Source organism: Curtobacterium sp. NPDC088465 (assembly GCF_044753165.1).
GTDB lineage: Bacteria > Actinomycetota > Actinomycetes > Actinomycetales > Microbacteriaceae > Curtobacterium.
In genome coordinates, this window is sequence record NZ_JBIVMR010000001.1 from 1,471,070 (window position 1) to 1,487,422 (window position 16,353).

Sequence of the window (16,353 nt, forward strand, 5' to 3'; positions counted from 1 at the left end):
GCTGCCGGGGACGGTCCCCGGCGAGGGTCGGTCGCGGCGGGCTCGACGTCCGGTCGCGTCGTGCGCTCGACCGGTACGGGGCACGGCCGCGTCGGCCGTGCGGGTGCGGTCACGACCGCGGACAGCCGGGAGGCACGGGTGCAGTTCACGACGACGGTCCTGCAGGCGAGGAAGACGGCCACCGGCCTGCCCGTCCCCGAGGAGGTCATCGACGCCCTCGGCTCCGGGAAGCGCCCCGCCGTGGTGGTCACGATCGACGGCGGCTACACCTACCGGTCCACGGTCGGGGTGATGGGCGGGCAGTTCCTCGTGCCGCTGTCGGAGGCGCACCGCACCGCAGCGGGGATCGGCGCCGGGGACACCGTCGAGGTCACACTCGAGCTCGACACCCTGCCGCGCACCGTCGAGTTGCCCTCCGACCTGGCGGCGGCGTTCGACGCGGCCGGGGTCCGTGCGGCGTACGACACCCTGTCGGCGTCACGGCAGCGGGCACTCGTGGACCCGGTGCTCGCGGCGAAGGCCCCGGAGACGCGGCAGCGCCGGGTCGACAAGGCCGTGGAGGCGTTGCGCGGGTAGGCGGGTGAGCGCGCTCGGCCTGGCCCTGGCCGTGGCGCTAGGTCTGGCCCTGGCCGTGGCTGTAACCGTGGCTGTGGCCGTGGCTTCGCCGGGCGCGATCGGGCGTACCTGGTAGAACCGGGCGTACCTGGTCGTTCGGTTCCACCAGGGACACCCGTTCTGACCAGGTATCGCAGTCGTTCTGGGAAGGAACGAGCGCCGTCGTCAGCCGCCGAGCTCGACCAGGACCCGCGGGATCTCGGTCAACAGTTCGCTGGCGAGGTAGCCCAGTGGCCCGACCTGCACGGCGAGGCGGTCACCCGCGGCGGCGTGCACGTACGACGCCCAGGCGACGGCCTGTGCCGGCTCGGCACCACGGGCGAGCAAGCCGACCACCACACCCGACAACACGTCACCGCTGCCGCTGGTGCCGAGTCCGCCGGAGCCGGTGCCCTTCACCCAGGCACGGCCGTCCGGCGCCGCGATGACGTCGGACAGCGCGACCACGGCGCCGTACCGCTCGGCGATCTCCCGGGCGTCGGCGACGTCGTCGTCCCCGCAGTCCCGACCCAGCAGCCGCTCGGCCTCGCCGCTGTTCGGCGTGAGGACGAGACGACCGCGCAACGGCCTGAGCCGGTCCTCGACGTCCGCCGCGACGCCGAGCGCGAAGGCGTCCAGCACGACGAAGGTGTCCGGACCGACCGCGTCCGCGATGCCCGCGACGAGGTCCCGAGCGCCGTCCGGTTCGTCCAGCCCGGGACCGACCAGCACCGCGTCGGCAGCACCGGCCGTGTCGAGCACGGCATCGATCGCGCCGACGGCGACGTGTCCGCCGTCGTCCTCGGCGAGCGGGACCACGCCCGACTCGGGCACGGCGACCGCGACCTGGTTCGCCACGCTCGACCCGACCGCCAGGGACAGTCGGCCTGCTCCGACCCGCAGTGCGGCGAGCGCCGACAGCATGGCGGCACCCGGGGTGTGGGCGGCGCCGCCGACGACGAGGACCTGTCCCCGGCCGTACTTGCCGGCGCCGGGGTCGGGCAGCGCCCACTCGCGGAGGACGTTCGGTGTGATGTGCTGCGGTGCTGCAGGCTCCTGGTCAGTCGGCACGGGCGTCGTCCTTCCGGCCACTGTGCTCGGTGACCTCGTCGTCGTCGAGGTGCCCGACGGCGGAGAACTCCTCGAGCGTCCAGGGGGCACCGGGCCCGTCGCGGTGCAGTCGTGTCAGGGAGGCGTTCGCGACCGTGTGGTCCTCGGCGAACGCCATGAGGGCGTGTTCGTCGAGGTCGAGGCAGACGGCGACGGCGAGCATCACCACGGCGTCGTGCGCGGCGACGAGCAGTCGTTCGGTGCCCTCGAGCCGGTCGACGTCCGTCAGCACGGTGCGGAGGCGGAGCATCACGTCCGCCCAGGACTCCCCGCCGGCGGGACGGTGGTAGTACTTGCCGAGCCACTGTCGTCGGCGTTCCTCGTCCGGGTACCGGTTCCGCACGCCGTCACGGGTGAGCAGGTCGAGGACGCCGAGCTCCCGGTCGCGGAGCCGCTCGTCGACGCGCTTCGGCGGCTCGGTCAGCCCGCCGGCCTCGAGCGCGATGCTGATCGTCTGCTGCGCCCGGCGGTACGGCGAGACCCAGAGGGCGACCGGGACGTCGTCGACGCCGCGGTCGGCGAGCTCCTGCCCGAGCGCTCGGGACTGTTCCTCCCCCAACGGACTGAGCGGGACGTCGGCGTCGCGGTGGTCGACCTCGATGACGTCCGCGCCCTCGGCTTCGGCTCTGGCGGCGGCGACGTTCGCGGTCGACTCCCCGTGCCGGACGAGCCAGATCTCGGTGACAGCCATGGGCGCGACGCTAACCGCGGGCCCCTGGGTCGGCTCCCGGCCATGTCGTCGTCGGGCTGCGGCGCGCTCGGGCCGCTGCGCGCGTGCCTGCAGATCAAGCCGCTCCGGGCCGTGCGCTCCTCGTTGCGCGTGCCTGCCGGGTCAGGCCGCCCCGGGCCGTGCGCTCCTCGACGGTCGGACCGGGCACGGTAGTCCCGCGGCTCGGAAGCGTCGGACCAGCCCATCGAGGTCGAACAGGTCGCGCCACTCGAGCCGGACGATCGTCCGCACGCCGGGCACGGTGAGCAACTGCTCGTGCCGCCGCTTCTCGTCGAGGAACACCTCGGTGGGGCTCCGACCCGCGAGGTACCGCTCCTGCGCGTACTTCGCTCGACCGTCGATCTCGACGACCACACCCTGGTCCGGGAACCAGAAGTCCACCGTGAACCGTCTCCCGCCGACCACGAACTCCTGCTGCAGGACCGGCCCTGGCAGCCCGAGCTCGAGGAACACCACCCGCGCGAAGGACTCGGCGACCGATCCGGCGCGCCCGTCTGCGAGGCCGAGCACGTGCTCCGCTCGACGGTGCCCGCGTGCTCGGGGGTCGACCGCCGCCAGGAGCTCCGCCGCTCCGGTCCCGGCTCGCACCGCAGCGTCCGCCACGACCACCGCGGTGCGCAGGTCGTCCTGCATCGCGATGTCGACGACGGTGCGGGGCACGGTCGTCACCCGGATCCCGTCGGCCGCCACTAGCTCGTCGCCACGAACGGGACGCGTGTGCAGGACGAGGTCCCGCGTCCGCCCGCGGTACATCGTCTCGGGCACGGTCGCGTGCACGGGGACCTGCCAGCCGCCCAGGGCCGGGAGCCCGAGGACCGCAGCCGCCGACACGTGCGAGGCGACCGCCGCGGTACCGATCCGCCCGAGCCGTGCATGGACACGGGTCACGTAGCGCTGCCGAGGCCCCGCAGCGTCCCAGCGGGCGCCCTCGACGAAGGCGTTCGGGCCGACGCGGATCAACCGGTCAGCGCCGCTCGATCGTGCGCGGCGGCGCAGGGTCGTCGGGTCACACGCGATCTCGCGTGCCGGTCCCGCACGGAGGATGGGGAGTGGACGTTCCATGCCGCGATCGTGCCCGGTCTCCACGCGCCGACGGGTGCCGATCGTGGCAACTGTGGACGAGCCTCCAGTCCGGTCGCCCTGTGCAGGACGCTCGTTCCTTCCCAGAACAGGTGCGGTACCAAGCGTTTCCGGGCGTACCTGGTCGGAACGGAAGACCAGGTACGCCCGGATCGACCAGGTATGCCCGATTCCGCGGGGCGGAGCGGGGCGTAGCGCCCCGGGCCAGCGCGGCACAGCACAGCCCGGCGCGCGCGACGCGGCGCCGGGGGAACGCACCCGTGCTCCCCCGGCGCCGCTGTCTCTCCGCCGGACCCGCTGCCTCGGGATCCGGCCCCGCTGCCTCGGGCCCGACGCCGCCGGCCCCGCTGCCTCGGGCCCAGCGCCGCCGCCCCGCTGCCACGGGGTCGGCGTGGCCTCAGGCCCGCCGCACCCGCAGCGTGACGATCTCGAACGGACGCAGGGTGAGCACGACGGGTTCCCCAGCCGCCCACGTCCCCGAGCCGAGCGGCCGCTCGAGCAGGTCCACGGCCTCCACCGAAGCGACGTCGAACCCGAACGACACCCCGACGTCCGACGCCCGACCGCCCGAGGCCTCGTAGAGCCGCACGATGACGTCGCCGGAGCGGTCCTCGGCGAGCTTCACGGCCTCGACGAGCACCTGGGGCGAGGACACGACGACCAGCGGCGACACGTCGGCCGACCCCGACCCCGGCACGGACCGCACCGGCAGGTTGAGCCGGTACCCGGAGTCCGCCGCGTCGAGCACGGACTCCCCGACGCGCAGCACCGTCCGGAAGACGTGGTGCCCCTGGTCGGCGTGCGGGTCCGGGAACGTCGGCGCGCGCAGCAGGGACTCCCGCACCAGCGTCGTCGTCCCGCCGTCGGCCCGGGTCGAGCGGGTGATGTCGTGCCCGTACGTGGAGTCGTTCGCCACCGCGACCCCGAAGCCGGGCTCGGCGACGTGCACCCACCGGTGCGCGGCGGTCTCGAAGCGCGCCATGTCCCACGAGGTGTTCTGGTGCGTCGGCCGGTCGATGTGCCCGAACTGGATCTCGCTCGACGCGACGGACGCCCGGACGTCGAGCGGGAACGCGAGCTTGAGGAGCTTCTGCTGCTCGTGCCACTCGACCTCGGTCTCGACGTGCAGCTCCGGCTGCCCGGCGACGGCCGAGTACCGGGTGGTCACCGACGACGAGCCGAAGGGACGCGTCACGACGAGCGCATCGCCGACCACCTCGACGGAGGCCGCCGCCAGCACGGTCCCGCTGCGCTGGTAGGCGCGGTCGATGTCCCACGCCTCCCACTGGTTCGGGGTGTCGCGGAACACCGTGTACTGCGCGGCGGCAGCGCCGGGCGCGATCGCGTCGCGTCCGGTCGCGTGGTCGACGAACGACACGACGTGGCCCTCCGCGTCGACGGTCGCGGTGACGACACCGGTGTCGAGGACGAAGCGGTCACCGCTCCGGACGGGAGGCACGGCCTCCGTCTCCGACACGGCGGAACCACCCAGGGCGGTCACCCCGCCCGCTGCGACCGGCGAGGCGTTGAAGCGCACGACCGTCCCGTCCTCGGCGCTGCCCCCGGTCCCGGCGGCACCCGGACCACGCGGAGCGTCGAGCGGCGCCCCACCGTCCCCGGCGAAGGCGGTCGCCGACGCCCCGACCCCGGCGAGCGCCGGCGCACCACCGCTCGCGAGCGCGGTCGTCGAGGCACCGATGAGTTCCTCGAGCACCTCCGCCACCCGGGCGTACTCGGCCTCGGCGTTCTCGTACACCCACGCGATCGACGACCCCGGCAGGATGTCGTGGAACTGCTGCAGGAGCACGGTGTGCCAGACGGACTCGAGCTCGTCGTACGGGTACTCGGCGCCGAGTCGCACGGCTGCGGTGGCCGCCCAGAGCTCGGCCTCGCGGAGCAGGTGCTCGGAGCGCCGGTTGCCCTGCTTCGTGCGGATCTGCGACGTGTAGGTGCCGCGGTGGAACTCGAGGTACATCTCCCCCGACCACACGGCGGGCTCCGGCAGGACGCGCTCGAGCTCCTCGAAGACCTGGGCGGGGGTGCCGAGGTCGACCCGCGGCGAGCCGTCGAGGTCGTGCTGGCGCCGTGCTGCCGCGACCATCTCGCGGGTGGGTCCGCCACCGCCGTCGCCGAACCCGTAGAGCAGCATCGACGTGTTCGCGACGCCGCGCTCCTTGTTCCCGCGCTCGCCGCGGTGCAGGTCGGCCGCCGAGACGTCCGAGTTGTAGGTGTCCGCCGGGGGCAGGTGCGTCAGGACGCGCGAGCCGTCGATGCCCTCCCAGTGGAAGGACGTGTGCGGGATGACGTTCGTCTCGTTCCACGAGGGCTTCTGCGTGACGAACCACTTCGACCCGGCGGCGCGGACGATCTGCGGCAGGGCTCCGGTGTAGCCGAACGAGTCGGGCAGCCAGGCCTCGGGGGTGTCGATGCCGAACTCCTCGAGGAAGAGCCGCTTGCCCGCGACGAACTGGCGGGCCAGGGCCTCACCGCCGGGCAGGTTCGTGTCCGACTCGACCCACATGCCCCCGACCGGGATCCACCGCCCCTCGGCGACGCGCTGCTTGATGCGCGCCCAGATCGACGGGTAGCCGTCACGGATCCAGGCGTACTGCTGCGCCGACGAGCAGGCGAAGGTGAAGTCGGGGTCCTGGTCCATCAGGTCGAGCACGTTCGAGAACGTGCGCGCGCACTTGCGGATCGTCTCGCGGACGGGCCAGAGCCAGGCGGAGTCGATGTGGGCGTGCCCGACGGCGACGGCGCGCCCGGCGGACCCGGCCGCCCCCACGGCGAGCAGCGGCGCGAGCACCTCGCGGGTCGCGGCAGCGCTGCCGGCGACGTCGTCGGGGTCGAGGGCGTCCGCCGCACGTTCGAGCCCGCGCAGGATGTCCGCGCCCCGGGTGCCGTCGGTCGGCAGCTCGGCCATGAGTCCGCGGAGCACCCAGACGTCCTGCTGCAGCTCCCACACGGTGTCGTCCCGCTCGACGAGCTCCAGCGCGCGCAGGCGGTAGATCGGCTCGGTGCCGGCGGTGGTCTTCGAACCGAGCGGGGTCGCCCCCTGGAAGTCGTCGCCGCCGATGTCCGGGTTCGCGGCGGCCTCGACGTAGACCTCGAACGTGCCGCCGGGGCCGACCTCGACGGGCACGGTGTCGTTCCGCGGTTCGATGCCCTTGATCGTGGAGCCGTCGGCGCGCCAGGCGAGCCCCTCGGCCTGGAACCCGGGCTGCCGCTTCGAGAAGCCGAGGTCCACCCGGAGCTCGACGGTGGTGCCGGGGTCGACGCCGAAGTCCTCCGGCACGGTGCCGCGGACGCGGAACCAGGTGGTCCCCCACGGCCGCGCTCCCCAGGCGTCACCGACGCGGAACGGCGTGTACTCGGCTGCGACGGCCTCGGCGAACGGCACCGGTTCGTCCGGCACCTGCCAGGCGTCGACGGTGACCGGCGCCGAGCGACGGTGCACGGCGGGGTCGATGCGGTCCCGGACGAGACGGGCGATCCGAGCTTCGACGAGGGGTTCGTCGTGGTGCATGGAGGTGGTTCCTTTCCAGCAGGGACGGTCGGGCGTGGTGCCCGGCGAGCGTGGGGCGCGGTCAGCCCTTGATGCCGCCGGCGAGGGCGTTGCCCCCACCGAGGCCGCGGGACACGAGCACGTAGAGGGCGATGACCGGCACGGAGTACACGATCGAGAACGCGGCGAGCTGCCCGTAGGCGACGGCCCCGTTCTGCCCGAAGAAGTTGAAGATGCTCACCGCGGCGGGCACCTTGTCGGGCGAGAGCAGCAGGACGAAGGGGACGAAGAAGTTCCCCCACGCCTGGATGAACACGAAGATGAACACGACGGCGATCCCCGGACGCATGAGCGGCACGACGATGCGCGTCAACGTGGTGAACATCGAGGCGCCGTCCGTCCACGCCGCTTCCTCCAGCGAGATCGGCACCGAGTCCATGAAGTTCTTCGCCATCCAGATCGCCATCGGCAGGCTCGTGGCGGCGAGGAAGAAGATGCAGCCGTAGATGTTGTCGATGAGGTTGAGCGACACGAACAGCGCGTAGACGGGCACCATCATCGCGGTGATGGGCAGGCCGGTGCCGAACAGGATGCTGTACAGGAACGGCTTGTTGACCCGCATCTTGTACCGGGACAGCGGGTACGCGGCGAGGAGCGCCGCGACGACCGTCACCACCGCGGTGCCGCCGGAGAGCAGCAGGCTGTTCGCGAGCGGGATGAACGACAGCTCCGGGGTGAGCACCTGGGTGAAGTTGTCGAGCGTGAACTGCGACGGGATCTTCACGGACAGCGAGGCCTGGGCGTCGACGGAGGCGAGCACGAGCCAGAGCAGCGGCACCGCGAAGCACACGGCGATGACGAGCAGGACGATGTTCGACACCCAGCGGAGGGTGCGCCCCCGCGGAGAGGTCATGTGCAGGGCGCCCGGCGCGGTGACGGACCGGGTGGTGTCGGACACGGGACGGTCAGCGGTGAGGGCCATGGTCAGTCCACCTCCGGCTTCAGTGCCTTGATGTAGATGATCGAGAAGACCGCCCCCACCACGAGCAGGATGGTCGCGATCGCGGTCCCGAAGCCGAGCTGCGAGAACTGGAACGCCTCCTGGTACGCCAGGATCGGCAGGGTCGACGAGTTGGTGCCGGGTCCGCCGCCCGTCATCACGAAGATGAGGGTGAAGACCGACAGCGTCTGCAGTGTCGTGAGCATGAGGTTCGTCGAGATGGACCGACGGATCACCGGCAGCGTGATGTAGACGAGGCGCTGCCAGCCGGTGGCGCCGTCGACCTCGGCGGACTCGGTGATCTCCTCGGGGACCTCCTGCACGGCCGCCGAGTAGACGAGCATCGAGAACGCGGTACCGCGCCAGACGTTCGCCAGGATGACCGCGATCATCGGGTACGTGTAGAGCCAGTTCGGCCCGCTGATCCCGATGGAGGCGAGGAACGAGTTGAGCGTGCCCTCGTCGTGGAAGAAGGCGTACGCGGCGAACGAGGCGACGATCTCCGGCAGGACCCATGCGGCGACGACGAACGTGCCGACGACCGCGCGGACGAGCTTGTTCGCGCTGCGCATGAGGAGCGCGAGACCGAGACCGAGCACGTTCTGCCCGACGACGGCGGACGCGAGCAGGAACACGATCGTCAGGACGACGGACTTCGGGAAGTCCGGGTCCTGGAACAGCTCGACGTAGTTCTGGAACCCGACGAACTGCTGGTTCGCGGCGTCGACGCCGGTCAGGGCCGCGTTGGTGAACGATCCGTAGAACGACGAGATGACCGGCCCGAGCAGGAAGATGACGAGGAGGACCACGGCGGGCAGGAGCGGGACGACCCGCGTCGCGTTCCGGAGGGGCCGCCGCTTGCGCGGCACGGGTGGTTCGGTGCGCTTCGGCGCGCCGGGCGCCGACAGCGTCGGCGCGAGAGGGGTGCTGGACACGTGGATGCCTTCCGGGTGCGGAGGGGTTCCGAAGGTGGGGTGGGTCGGACGGGAGGCGCGGTGCACGGGGTGATCCGCGCCTCCCGTCCGTCAGACGGTCACGTCACTGACCGGCAGCGACGGTGCCGTCCTTGCCGACGACGCCCTCGACGGCCTTGTCGTAGACGGCTGCGGCCTCGGACGGCGACTGCTGGCCGGTCATGACGGACTCCATCGCGACCTGGATGGCGTTCGACACCTGCGCGTACTCGCTCGTCGCCGGGCGGAAGTTGGTGTGCTCCACCAAGCCGGAGAAGAACTCGAACGTGGGGTTGGCGCCGGTGTACTCGGGGTCCTCGGCGACGTCCTTGCGGACGGCGATCTGGCTGTTCTCGGCGTCGTACTTGATGGAGCCGTCCTTGTCGAGGAACATCGTGATGAAGTCGAACGCGGCCTGCGGGTCCTTCGACTTCGCACCGACCGAGAGCGTCCACCCGCCGGACATCGAGTTGTACCCGGGCTCCTGGCCGTTCTGGGTCGGGAAGGGCGCCTGCCCCATCACGTCGTTCCACTCCTTCCACGGAGCGGTGCCCGTCTCGAGCCACGTGCCCGACTGCCACGAGCCGTCGAGGTCGATGGCGAGCTTGCCCTCGGGCAGCCACGTCTGCGTGATCGTGGTGCCGATGTTCGTGTCGAGCGCCTGCTGCGGGGTGGGGCCGAGGTCACCCTGGTAGACGTCCTCGATGAACTGCAGCGAGTCCTCGAACTGCTTCGACCCGACGACCCACTTGCCGTCCTGGTAGAGCGTGTTGCCGTCACCGTCCGCGCCGTAGAGCAGCATCTCGAAGCCCTGCATGGTCGAGGCCTCGCCCTGTGCCTTGCCGGAGTAGATGTTGAACGGGATGACGTCCGGGTCCTGCTCCTTGATGGTCTTCGCCGCGGCGAGCACGTCGTCCCAGGTCTTCGGCTCCCACGGGACCGGCAGGCCGACCTTCTCGAAGATGTCCTTGTTGTACCAGAGCGCGCGGGTGTCGGTGCCCATCGGGACGCCGTAGATCTTGCCGTCCTCGCCCTCGCCGGCCTGCTTGGCGTTGTCGTAGAACTGGTCCCACTCGTCCCACTTCTCCGTGTACTGGTCGATCGGCAGCAGGTACCCGGCGTCGGCGTCCGCCTTGATGCGGAAGGTGTCCTCGTAGATGACGTCGGGAGCGGTCGCGGGGGCGCGGTTCATGAGGGCGAGCTTCGTGGCGTAGTCGTCCTCCTGCGCCTGGATCGGGACGAGCTCGACCTTCTTGCCGGGGTTGGCCTTCTCGTACTCCTGCTTGACGACCTTCATCTGGGCGTCGAGCTGCTGGAAGGCACCGAACTTCTGATAGGCGATCTTGATCGTGTCGCTCGAGGCAGAGCCCGAGCTGGAACAACCCGCCAGCCCGACCGCGGCGGCTGCCACGGCTGCGAGTCCGGCGATGATTCGGGTGCGGCGTTTCATCGGTGCTCCTTTGCACGGGATGTCCGCGGGCTCCGTCACCCGCGCGCAGGATTAGTACAACGGATGGACTTATTCGTGTCAAGCACTTTCCGTCACGGGTCGGCAACGGTCCCGGGGGCGCAGGGTGGTCCCGTGCGCGCCGGGGCCCGCGGCGTCCGCGCGGGCTCGAAGCTGTCGCGCGTGCCCGGTCGGAACGGGCGTACCTGGTCGGAACGGGCGTACCTGGTCTGCCGGAACGACCAGGTACGCCCGGAAGCGCCAGGCATCGCGGGCGTCAGGGGGAGGAACGGGCGCCCGGCGTCGCGCGCAGGCGGTGCCGCCGGGTCAGGCGATGGGGGTGGCGCCCCCGGTCACCGTGATGCCGCCGGACTCGGGCACGTCGACGAGCAGCACGCTCGGACGCCCGACGTGTCGACCCTGCCGGATCACCACGCGTGCCCCGGGCGACACCGCGCCGACCGCGCGCAGGTACGCACCGGTCGAGGCCGCCGCCGAGCCCGTCGCCGGGTCCTCGGTGATCCGGCCGGCGGGGAAGAGGTTGCGCGCCTCGAACTCGAGCGGACCCGTCCGGTGCAGGACGGTGACGGTGCCCTCCCACCCGTACTCCCGCTTGAGTGCGGCGAGCGCGGCGGGGTCGAAGCGGAACTGGTGGAAGAGCTCCACGTCGGCGAGCACGACCACGGGGTGCCGGTTGCCGGCGGAGGACTCGAGCACCGGGAACCCCTCGGCGACGTCACCGTCGACGAGCCCGAGCACGGCGGCGAGCCGCTCCCACCGTGCGGGATCGATCGGACGGGTCGACGGCTCGACGCTCGTCATCGCGACCTGGACACTGCCGTCGGGTGCGGTCGTGGCGTCGACCGCGATGTCCCCCGCGGCCGTCGAGAACACCCGGGCCCCGGTCCCCTCGCGCTCGGCGAGCACGACGGCGGTGGCGACGGTGGCGTGTCCGCAGAAGGGGACCTCGGCGGCCGGCGAGAAGTAGCGCACCCGGGCGCCGTCCGGCGTCCGCGCGACCACGAAGGCGGTCTCCGGGTACGCCACCTCCTGCGCGACCGCGAGCATCTCGTCGTCGGTCATCCCCTCGGCGTCGAGCACGATCCCCGCGGGGTTGCCGCCCCCTGGCTCGGCGGCGAAGGCGGTGTAGCGGAGGACCTCGGAGCGCATCCCCCGACGCTACCGCGGAGGCACCGACGCCATCGCGGTGCTGGGACGCCATCGCGGAGGCACCGACGCCCCCGCGCGGGACACCGACGCCCCCGCTGTCCGGTGGGACGACGGGGGCGTCGGTCGGGTCGTGCAGCGTCAGGCGGGCGAGCCGACCGTCCGACGACGGCGTGCCACGAGGACACCCGCACCGGCTGCCAGGAGCAGGAGCGCCGCGGCGATCCCACCGCCCAGCTCGGCACCGGTGAACGCGAGCGACCCCGTCGCGGGGTCGATCGTGATCCCGGTCCACCCGAGCACCGTGCCGTCGAACGCGGCCACCGCGATGCGGTGCTGCCCTGCCGGGACGTCGGTGGGGACGGCCACCGTCACCGTGCCGTCCGCGGCGACGACCGGCGTCCCGAGGAGTCGTGGCTCGGAGAACAGCCAGACCGCGACGCGCTGCCCGGCGTACCGCGTCCCGACGTCGATCGTCAGCGAGCTGCCCGCACGGACGTTCGACGGCGCGGAGACCGAGCCACGGTTCCCGTCGACGAGCGCCGAGACGTCCGGCGCGACCGGAGCCGCGGGTGCCGCCGGACCCGGAGCCGTCGGGCCAGGAGCCGTCGGGCCAGGAGTCGTCGGGACCGGGGCCGGGCTGCTGCCACCCGTGCCCGGAGCCGGGGTGCTGCCGCCGCCGTCACCCGGCGCGGGCGTCTCCCCGCCACCGGGCGCAGGCGCCTGCCCGTCACCCGGCGCAGGCGCCTCCCCGTCACCCGGCGCAGGCGCCTCCCCGTCACCCGGCGCAGGAATCCCGCCATCGCCGTCACCCGGCTCCTCCACCGCGTCGCACGGGTACGTCCCGGTGCGCAGCGAAGCGCCGTTCGTGTCGTTGTCGTCGGCGTAGAAGGTCGCCCGAGCACCGTCCACGCAGCGCCCCGAGATCGCGAAGCCCTCGTTGGCGAGCGTCCGGTCGGCGTTCGCCGGGGCCTCGTACAGCGTCGCGAGCGTGAACGCCCCGTCCTGCACGTCGAACAGCGCGGTGCGGCCGGAGCACGCCTCGTCGCACACGACCCAGAGCGCGTCGAGCGTCGGGTCGAACTGCACCTCGGCCACGAGTGAGAACGGCGTCGCGATCGTGGCCACGCGCTGGGACGAGCCGTCGTCCATCAGCGCGTAGGCGTACGCGCTCGCCGTGCCCTCGACGCCGACGAGGAAGAGCCCCTCGCCGTGCCCCGGGTACGCGGCGGGCGCGTAGGTCGCACCGGTGTGCTGGTCGACGAACCCGCGGGACGTCAGCCACGCGTCGGGTACCCAGGTCACGCCCTCGAGCCCGGCGTTCGCGCCCAGGCCCGGGAAGTCCGCGGCGAGGTCCCACTCGTCCGTGGCGCGCAGGACCGACTCGGAGCCGTCCGTGGTCGCGAAGCGCAGCACGGCGGGGCGGCTCACCTTCGACACGTCGTTGTCGCGCTCGGTCGACACGTACACCGCGCCGGGGTCGTCGGCCGTGACGGTGACGCCCTCGGCGTCGGGCGTCCCGGTGCCGTCGGCGTACCGCAGGTCGACGCCCGCGGTGTTCGTCGGAGCCCAGCCACCCCGGCCGTCCGGGACGAGGTGGTACAGCAGCCCGTCCCCGTTCTGCACGGCCCAGAGCTGCCCGTCCTGCGAGGAGGCGGAGGACGTCCAGTCGAGGCCGCTCAGGTCACCGGTGAAGGTGTCCTCGGCGTCCAGGACGATCTCGTCCGGGCCGCCGGGCCACGCCTCGGCGGTGACGACGCCGGCGAAGCGGTTCGTCGAGCCCTTCGTCGGCTCGGCCGTCTCGGCGAACGCGCCGGTGCCGTCGGGGTTCCGGCCGTACGTGGTCGCGGCGTGCGCGGTCCACGAGTACTCGTCGACCAGGACGCCGCGGGCATCCGAGAGCCGCACACCGTCTGCCTTCCCGAGCCCGAAGCCGAACCCGGCCCCGGCCCCGGTCCCGGTCCCGGCCCCAGGAGCGGTATCGGCGTCCGCACCGGCCTGCGCCTCGTCGAGCACGGTGAACCCGCCCGGCGCGACGGTGGTGCCGGCGGGGACCGTCCAGGCGTGGTCGTCCTCGCTGTCCCGCAGCACGTACCCGCCGAGGTCGACCGTGGTCGTCCCGACGTTCGTCAGCTCCACCCAGTCACCCGGGATGCCGCCCTGCGACTCGACCTCGTTGATGCGGACGGGCGACGAGCAGTCGTTCGATCCGCCCTTCGTCGACGCGGTCGTGTCCACGAGCGTGCCGGAGCCGTCCGGGCAGCTGCCGTACGTCACGGCGGCGTGCGTCGTCCACGCGTACCGCAGCGTCAGCGTGCCGGAGGCGTCGTACAGCCGCACCGAGTCGGCACCGCCGAGCCCGAAGTCGAAGCCCGACCGGGTGGTGGTCTCCTGGTCGACGACGAGGTACCCGCCGGCGGCGATCGTCGAGCCCTGCGGCAGCGTGTGCGCCGGGTGCGACGAGTCGGAGTCGAGGAAGCGCCAGCCGCTCAGGTCGATCACGGCGGACGAGGTGTTCACCAGCTCGACCCAGTCGGTGTCGTCGGCGTTCGACTCCACCTCGTTGATCGCGAGCCCGGCGGCGGGACCGGTGGTGACGCGGGCGCCGACGGTCGGGTCGTCGTCACCGACCGCGGCGACGGCGGGAGTCGCGGTCAGCACGCCGGCGGCGAGGGCGATGCCCGTCGCGAGGCCGGCACCGAGCCGCAGGGCGGGGGTGTGCATGCAGGGTCCTTCTCGGGGAGGTCAGGGGGACCTGCACGACTGTTCAGCATCCCGGCGTCCGGCCGGTGGCTACCGGGTGAACGACCGGTGCCGCGTCCTCCCAGCAGGCGTCAGGAGGATGGGAGCGACCACGCGAGCGCGTTCGGTCGGAGAGGGAACCGTGACGGACGACACCAGCAACACCGCACTGCAGTCGATGATCGAGCGTGCCGGGCAGATCACCGCCGAGGAGGCCGAGGCGCTCGACGTCGTCTGGAAGGCCGACGAGCAGATCGTGGTGCCGGAGGCGAGCGCCTCGCTCGCGATCCAGGGCGGCGCCGACGGCCGGATGGTGACGAACGCCGACCTGCTGGCCGCGTGGAAGCACGCACTCGACGCCGCCGGCGAGGCCGGTCGCGTCGACGAGATCGAGGCGGCGCAGGAGGCCGGCAAGGCCGTCAAGCACGGCGGTGCACACCTCCGCGACCGCGCCGGGGCCGAGGAAGCGGTCCGCTCGGCGGTCCTCGCCACCGGCGTCCGCGACCTCCTGACGGACGAGGAGTACGACACGCTCACGGCGGCGTGGCGGAGGGTGCTCGGCGCGGCCTGACGGCCCATCGTCGGACGGGAGGCGCGGGGCGGACCGTCACCGTGCCTCCCGGTCGACGGACGACCGGACGGGAGGCGCGGGGCGGGCACGCCCAGGGCCTCCCGTCCGGCACGCGGTCACCGGCGGGTCGTCGGCCAGCGGCTCCTGTCGACTTGCGTCGACGGGTCAGCGGCGGATGAGCAGCGCGCTCGCGCGCGGTGACAGCGCCGCGTCGAGCACGAGGCACGCGGCGCCGACGGCCGCCACGTCCGCACCCCGCCCGCTGTCCACGACCGCGATCGGGTGCTTCGGGACGAGCAGCGGCGACCCCGTGATCGCGGCCCGCGCCGCCGGCAGGGCGACCGGGGCGATGCGCGACCAGAACGGTCCACCGAAGACCACGCGGTCGACGTCGAGCAGGTTGACGATGACCACGACGGCCCGGCCCATGACGGTCCCGGCGTCCGCCGCGAGTCCCGAGGCGACCTCGTCGCCGGACGCGATCGCCTCGCCGAGGGAGTCCCAGGCCCGCTGCACGGCGGTGACGTCGTCCGCCCGAGCAGCGCCGGGCAGCCGGAGCCCGCGTCCGCGCGCGACCTCGACCAGCCGTGCCGGGGCGACCGCGGCCCCGACCTCACCCCGCGGACCGGAGCCGTCGGGGGTCCCGGCGAGCGCCCCCTGGTCGACCATGATGTGCCCGGCGTCGCCCGCGTTCGAGCCGGTACCGCGGACGGGTTCGTGGTCGACGACGAGCCCGACGCCGAAGCCCGTGCCGAAGTAGACGAAGGCGAAGTTCCGCGCCGAGGACTCCCCCGCCAGGAACATCTCGCCGACGACCGCCGCGGTGACGTCCTTCTCGAGCAGCACCGGGAAGCCGGTCGCCTCGGCGAGCGCGTCGCGCAGCGGCACGTCCCGCCAGCGGGGCAGGAACGGCGGATCGAGCACGACGCCGGCGTCGACGTCGATCGGCCCGGGGCTCGCGATGCCGACGCCGAGCACGCTCTCCGCCGCGACACCGGCGTCCGCGACGAGACCGTCGACGGCGGTCGCGATGGTCCGGACGACCTCGGCGGGGTCGTCCGCGGAGGGCGTCGACGTGGTGGTCTCGGCGACCACGCTGCCGGCGAGGTCGAGGAGCACGTACGTCACGACCGCGGGGTCGACGTGCACACCGACCGCGTACCGGCTCGTCGCCTCGAGCCGCAGGATCGTCCGGGGCTTCCCACGGCCGGCGACCACGGTGCCGGACTCGACGATCATGCCGGCCTCGATCAGGAAGCGCGTGACGTTCGACACCGTCTGGGCGCTCAGGCCCGTGCTCGCGGCGAGCTCCACACGGCTCAGCCCGTCGGGCGAGCGGCGGACGGCATCGAGCACGACGGTGCGGTTGAAGCCGCCGATCGACGGCAGGTTCGCCCCGCGCCGATGCTCCGCCATGCCGCGACCCTACCGCCGCCCGTGCGCACGCAACGGTG

The 16,353-nt window shown here is 72.8% G+C and carries 12 protein-coding genes; 2 read left to right on the forward strand and 10 right to left on the reverse strand.

All coding sequences use genetic code 11. The annotated features are described in order from the left end of the window. Window positions 1–60: 60 nt before the first annotated feature. The gene (locus tag ACIP6W_RS07010) at window positions 61–576 is read left to right on the forward strand and encodes a YdeI/OmpD-associated family protein (RefSeq protein ID WP_400428811.1); all 516 of its coding nucleotides are present in this window, start codon (window positions 61–63) and stop codon (window positions 574–576) included. A 204-nt stretch (window positions 577–780) separates the two neighbouring features. Here ACIP6W_RS07010 and ACIP6W_RS07015 read toward each other — a convergent pair whose 3' ends face one another. The 9 genes from ACIP6W_RS07015 to ACIP6W_RS07055 all read right to left on the reverse strand — a co-directional run bounded on the left by ACIP6W_RS07015 (window position 781) and on the right by ACIP6W_RS07055 (window position 14,310). Then, the gene (locus ACIP6W_RS07015) at window positions 781–1,665 is read right to left on the reverse strand and encodes an NAD(P)H-hydrate dehydratase (RefSeq protein ID WP_400428813.1); all 885 of its coding nucleotides are present in this window, start codon (window positions 1,663–1,665) and stop codon (window positions 781–783) included. Beyond that, a complete protein-coding gene (locus ACIP6W_RS07020) occupies window positions 1,655–2,395 on the reverse strand; it encodes a histidine phosphatase family protein (protein WP_400428815.1) in 741 nt (246 codons plus the stop codon). The genes ACIP6W_RS07015 and ACIP6W_RS07020 overlap by 11 nt, the downstream gene beginning before the upstream one ends. 141 nt (window positions 2,396–2,536) lie before the next feature. Next, on the reverse strand, window positions 2,537–3,496 hold the full coding sequence (locus ACIP6W_RS07025) for a hypothetical protein (RefSeq protein ID WP_400428817.1): 960 nt from the start codon (window positions 3,494–3,496) through the stop codon (window positions 2,537–2,539). A 415-nt stretch (window positions 3,497–3,911) separates the two neighbouring features. Then, complete coding sequence (locus ACIP6W_RS07030; protein WP_400428819.1) at window positions 3,912–7,040, reverse strand: alpha-mannosidase; 3,129 nt, start codon at window positions 7,038–7,040, stop codon at window positions 3,912–3,914. A gap of 61 nt (window positions 7,041–7,101) precedes the next feature. Further along, the gene (locus ACIP6W_RS07035; protein ID WP_235426671.1) at window positions 7,102–7,932 is read right to left on the reverse strand and encodes a carbohydrate ABC transporter permease; all 831 of its coding nucleotides are present in this window, start codon (window positions 7,930–7,932) and stop codon (window positions 7,102–7,104) included. Window positions 7,933–8,003: 71 nt separating this feature from the next. Further along, window positions 8,004–8,954, reverse strand: a complete 951-nt coding sequence (locus ACIP6W_RS07040; RefSeq protein WP_374109582.1) for a carbohydrate ABC transporter permease — start codon at window positions 8,952–8,954, stop codon at window positions 8,004–8,006. Window positions 8,955–9,057: 103 nt separating this feature from the next. Further along, window positions 9,058–10,422, reverse strand: coding sequence for an extracellular solute-binding protein (locus ACIP6W_RS07045; protein WP_066656825.1), 1,365 nt, complete (start codon window positions 10,420–10,422; stop codon window positions 9,058–9,060). Between the two features lie 324 nt (window positions 10,423–10,746). Further along, window positions 10,747–11,589, reverse strand: a complete 843-nt coding sequence (locus ACIP6W_RS07050; RefSeq protein WP_271826388.1) for a PhzF family phenazine biosynthesis protein — start codon at window positions 11,587–11,589, stop codon at window positions 10,747–10,749. Between the two features lie 138 nt (window positions 11,590–11,727). Then, complete coding sequence (locus tag ACIP6W_RS07055; RefSeq protein WP_400428821.1) at window positions 11,728–14,310, reverse strand: lamin tail domain-containing protein; 2,583 nt, start codon at window positions 14,308–14,310, stop codon at window positions 11,728–11,730. A gap of 160 nt (window positions 14,311–14,470) precedes the next feature. Between ACIP6W_RS07055 and ACIP6W_RS07060 the strand changes: the two genes are divergently transcribed. Continuing rightward, the gene (locus ACIP6W_RS07060; RefSeq protein ID WP_209685343.1) at window positions 14,471–14,899 is read left to right on the forward strand and encodes a hypothetical protein; all 429 of its coding nucleotides are present in this window, start codon (window positions 14,471–14,473) and stop codon (window positions 14,897–14,899) included. 165 nt (window positions 14,900–15,064) lie between these two features. Here the strand turns inward: ACIP6W_RS07060 and ACIP6W_RS07065 are convergent, their stop codons facing one another. Continuing rightward, window positions 15,065–16,315 carry an ROK family protein gene (locus ACIP6W_RS07065; RefSeq protein WP_311206393.1) on the reverse strand — a complete coding sequence of 417 codons (1,251 nt, stop codon included), beginning with the start codon at window positions 16,313–16,315 and terminating at the stop codon, window positions 15,065–15,067. Window positions 16,316–16,353 lie beyond the last annotated feature (38 nt).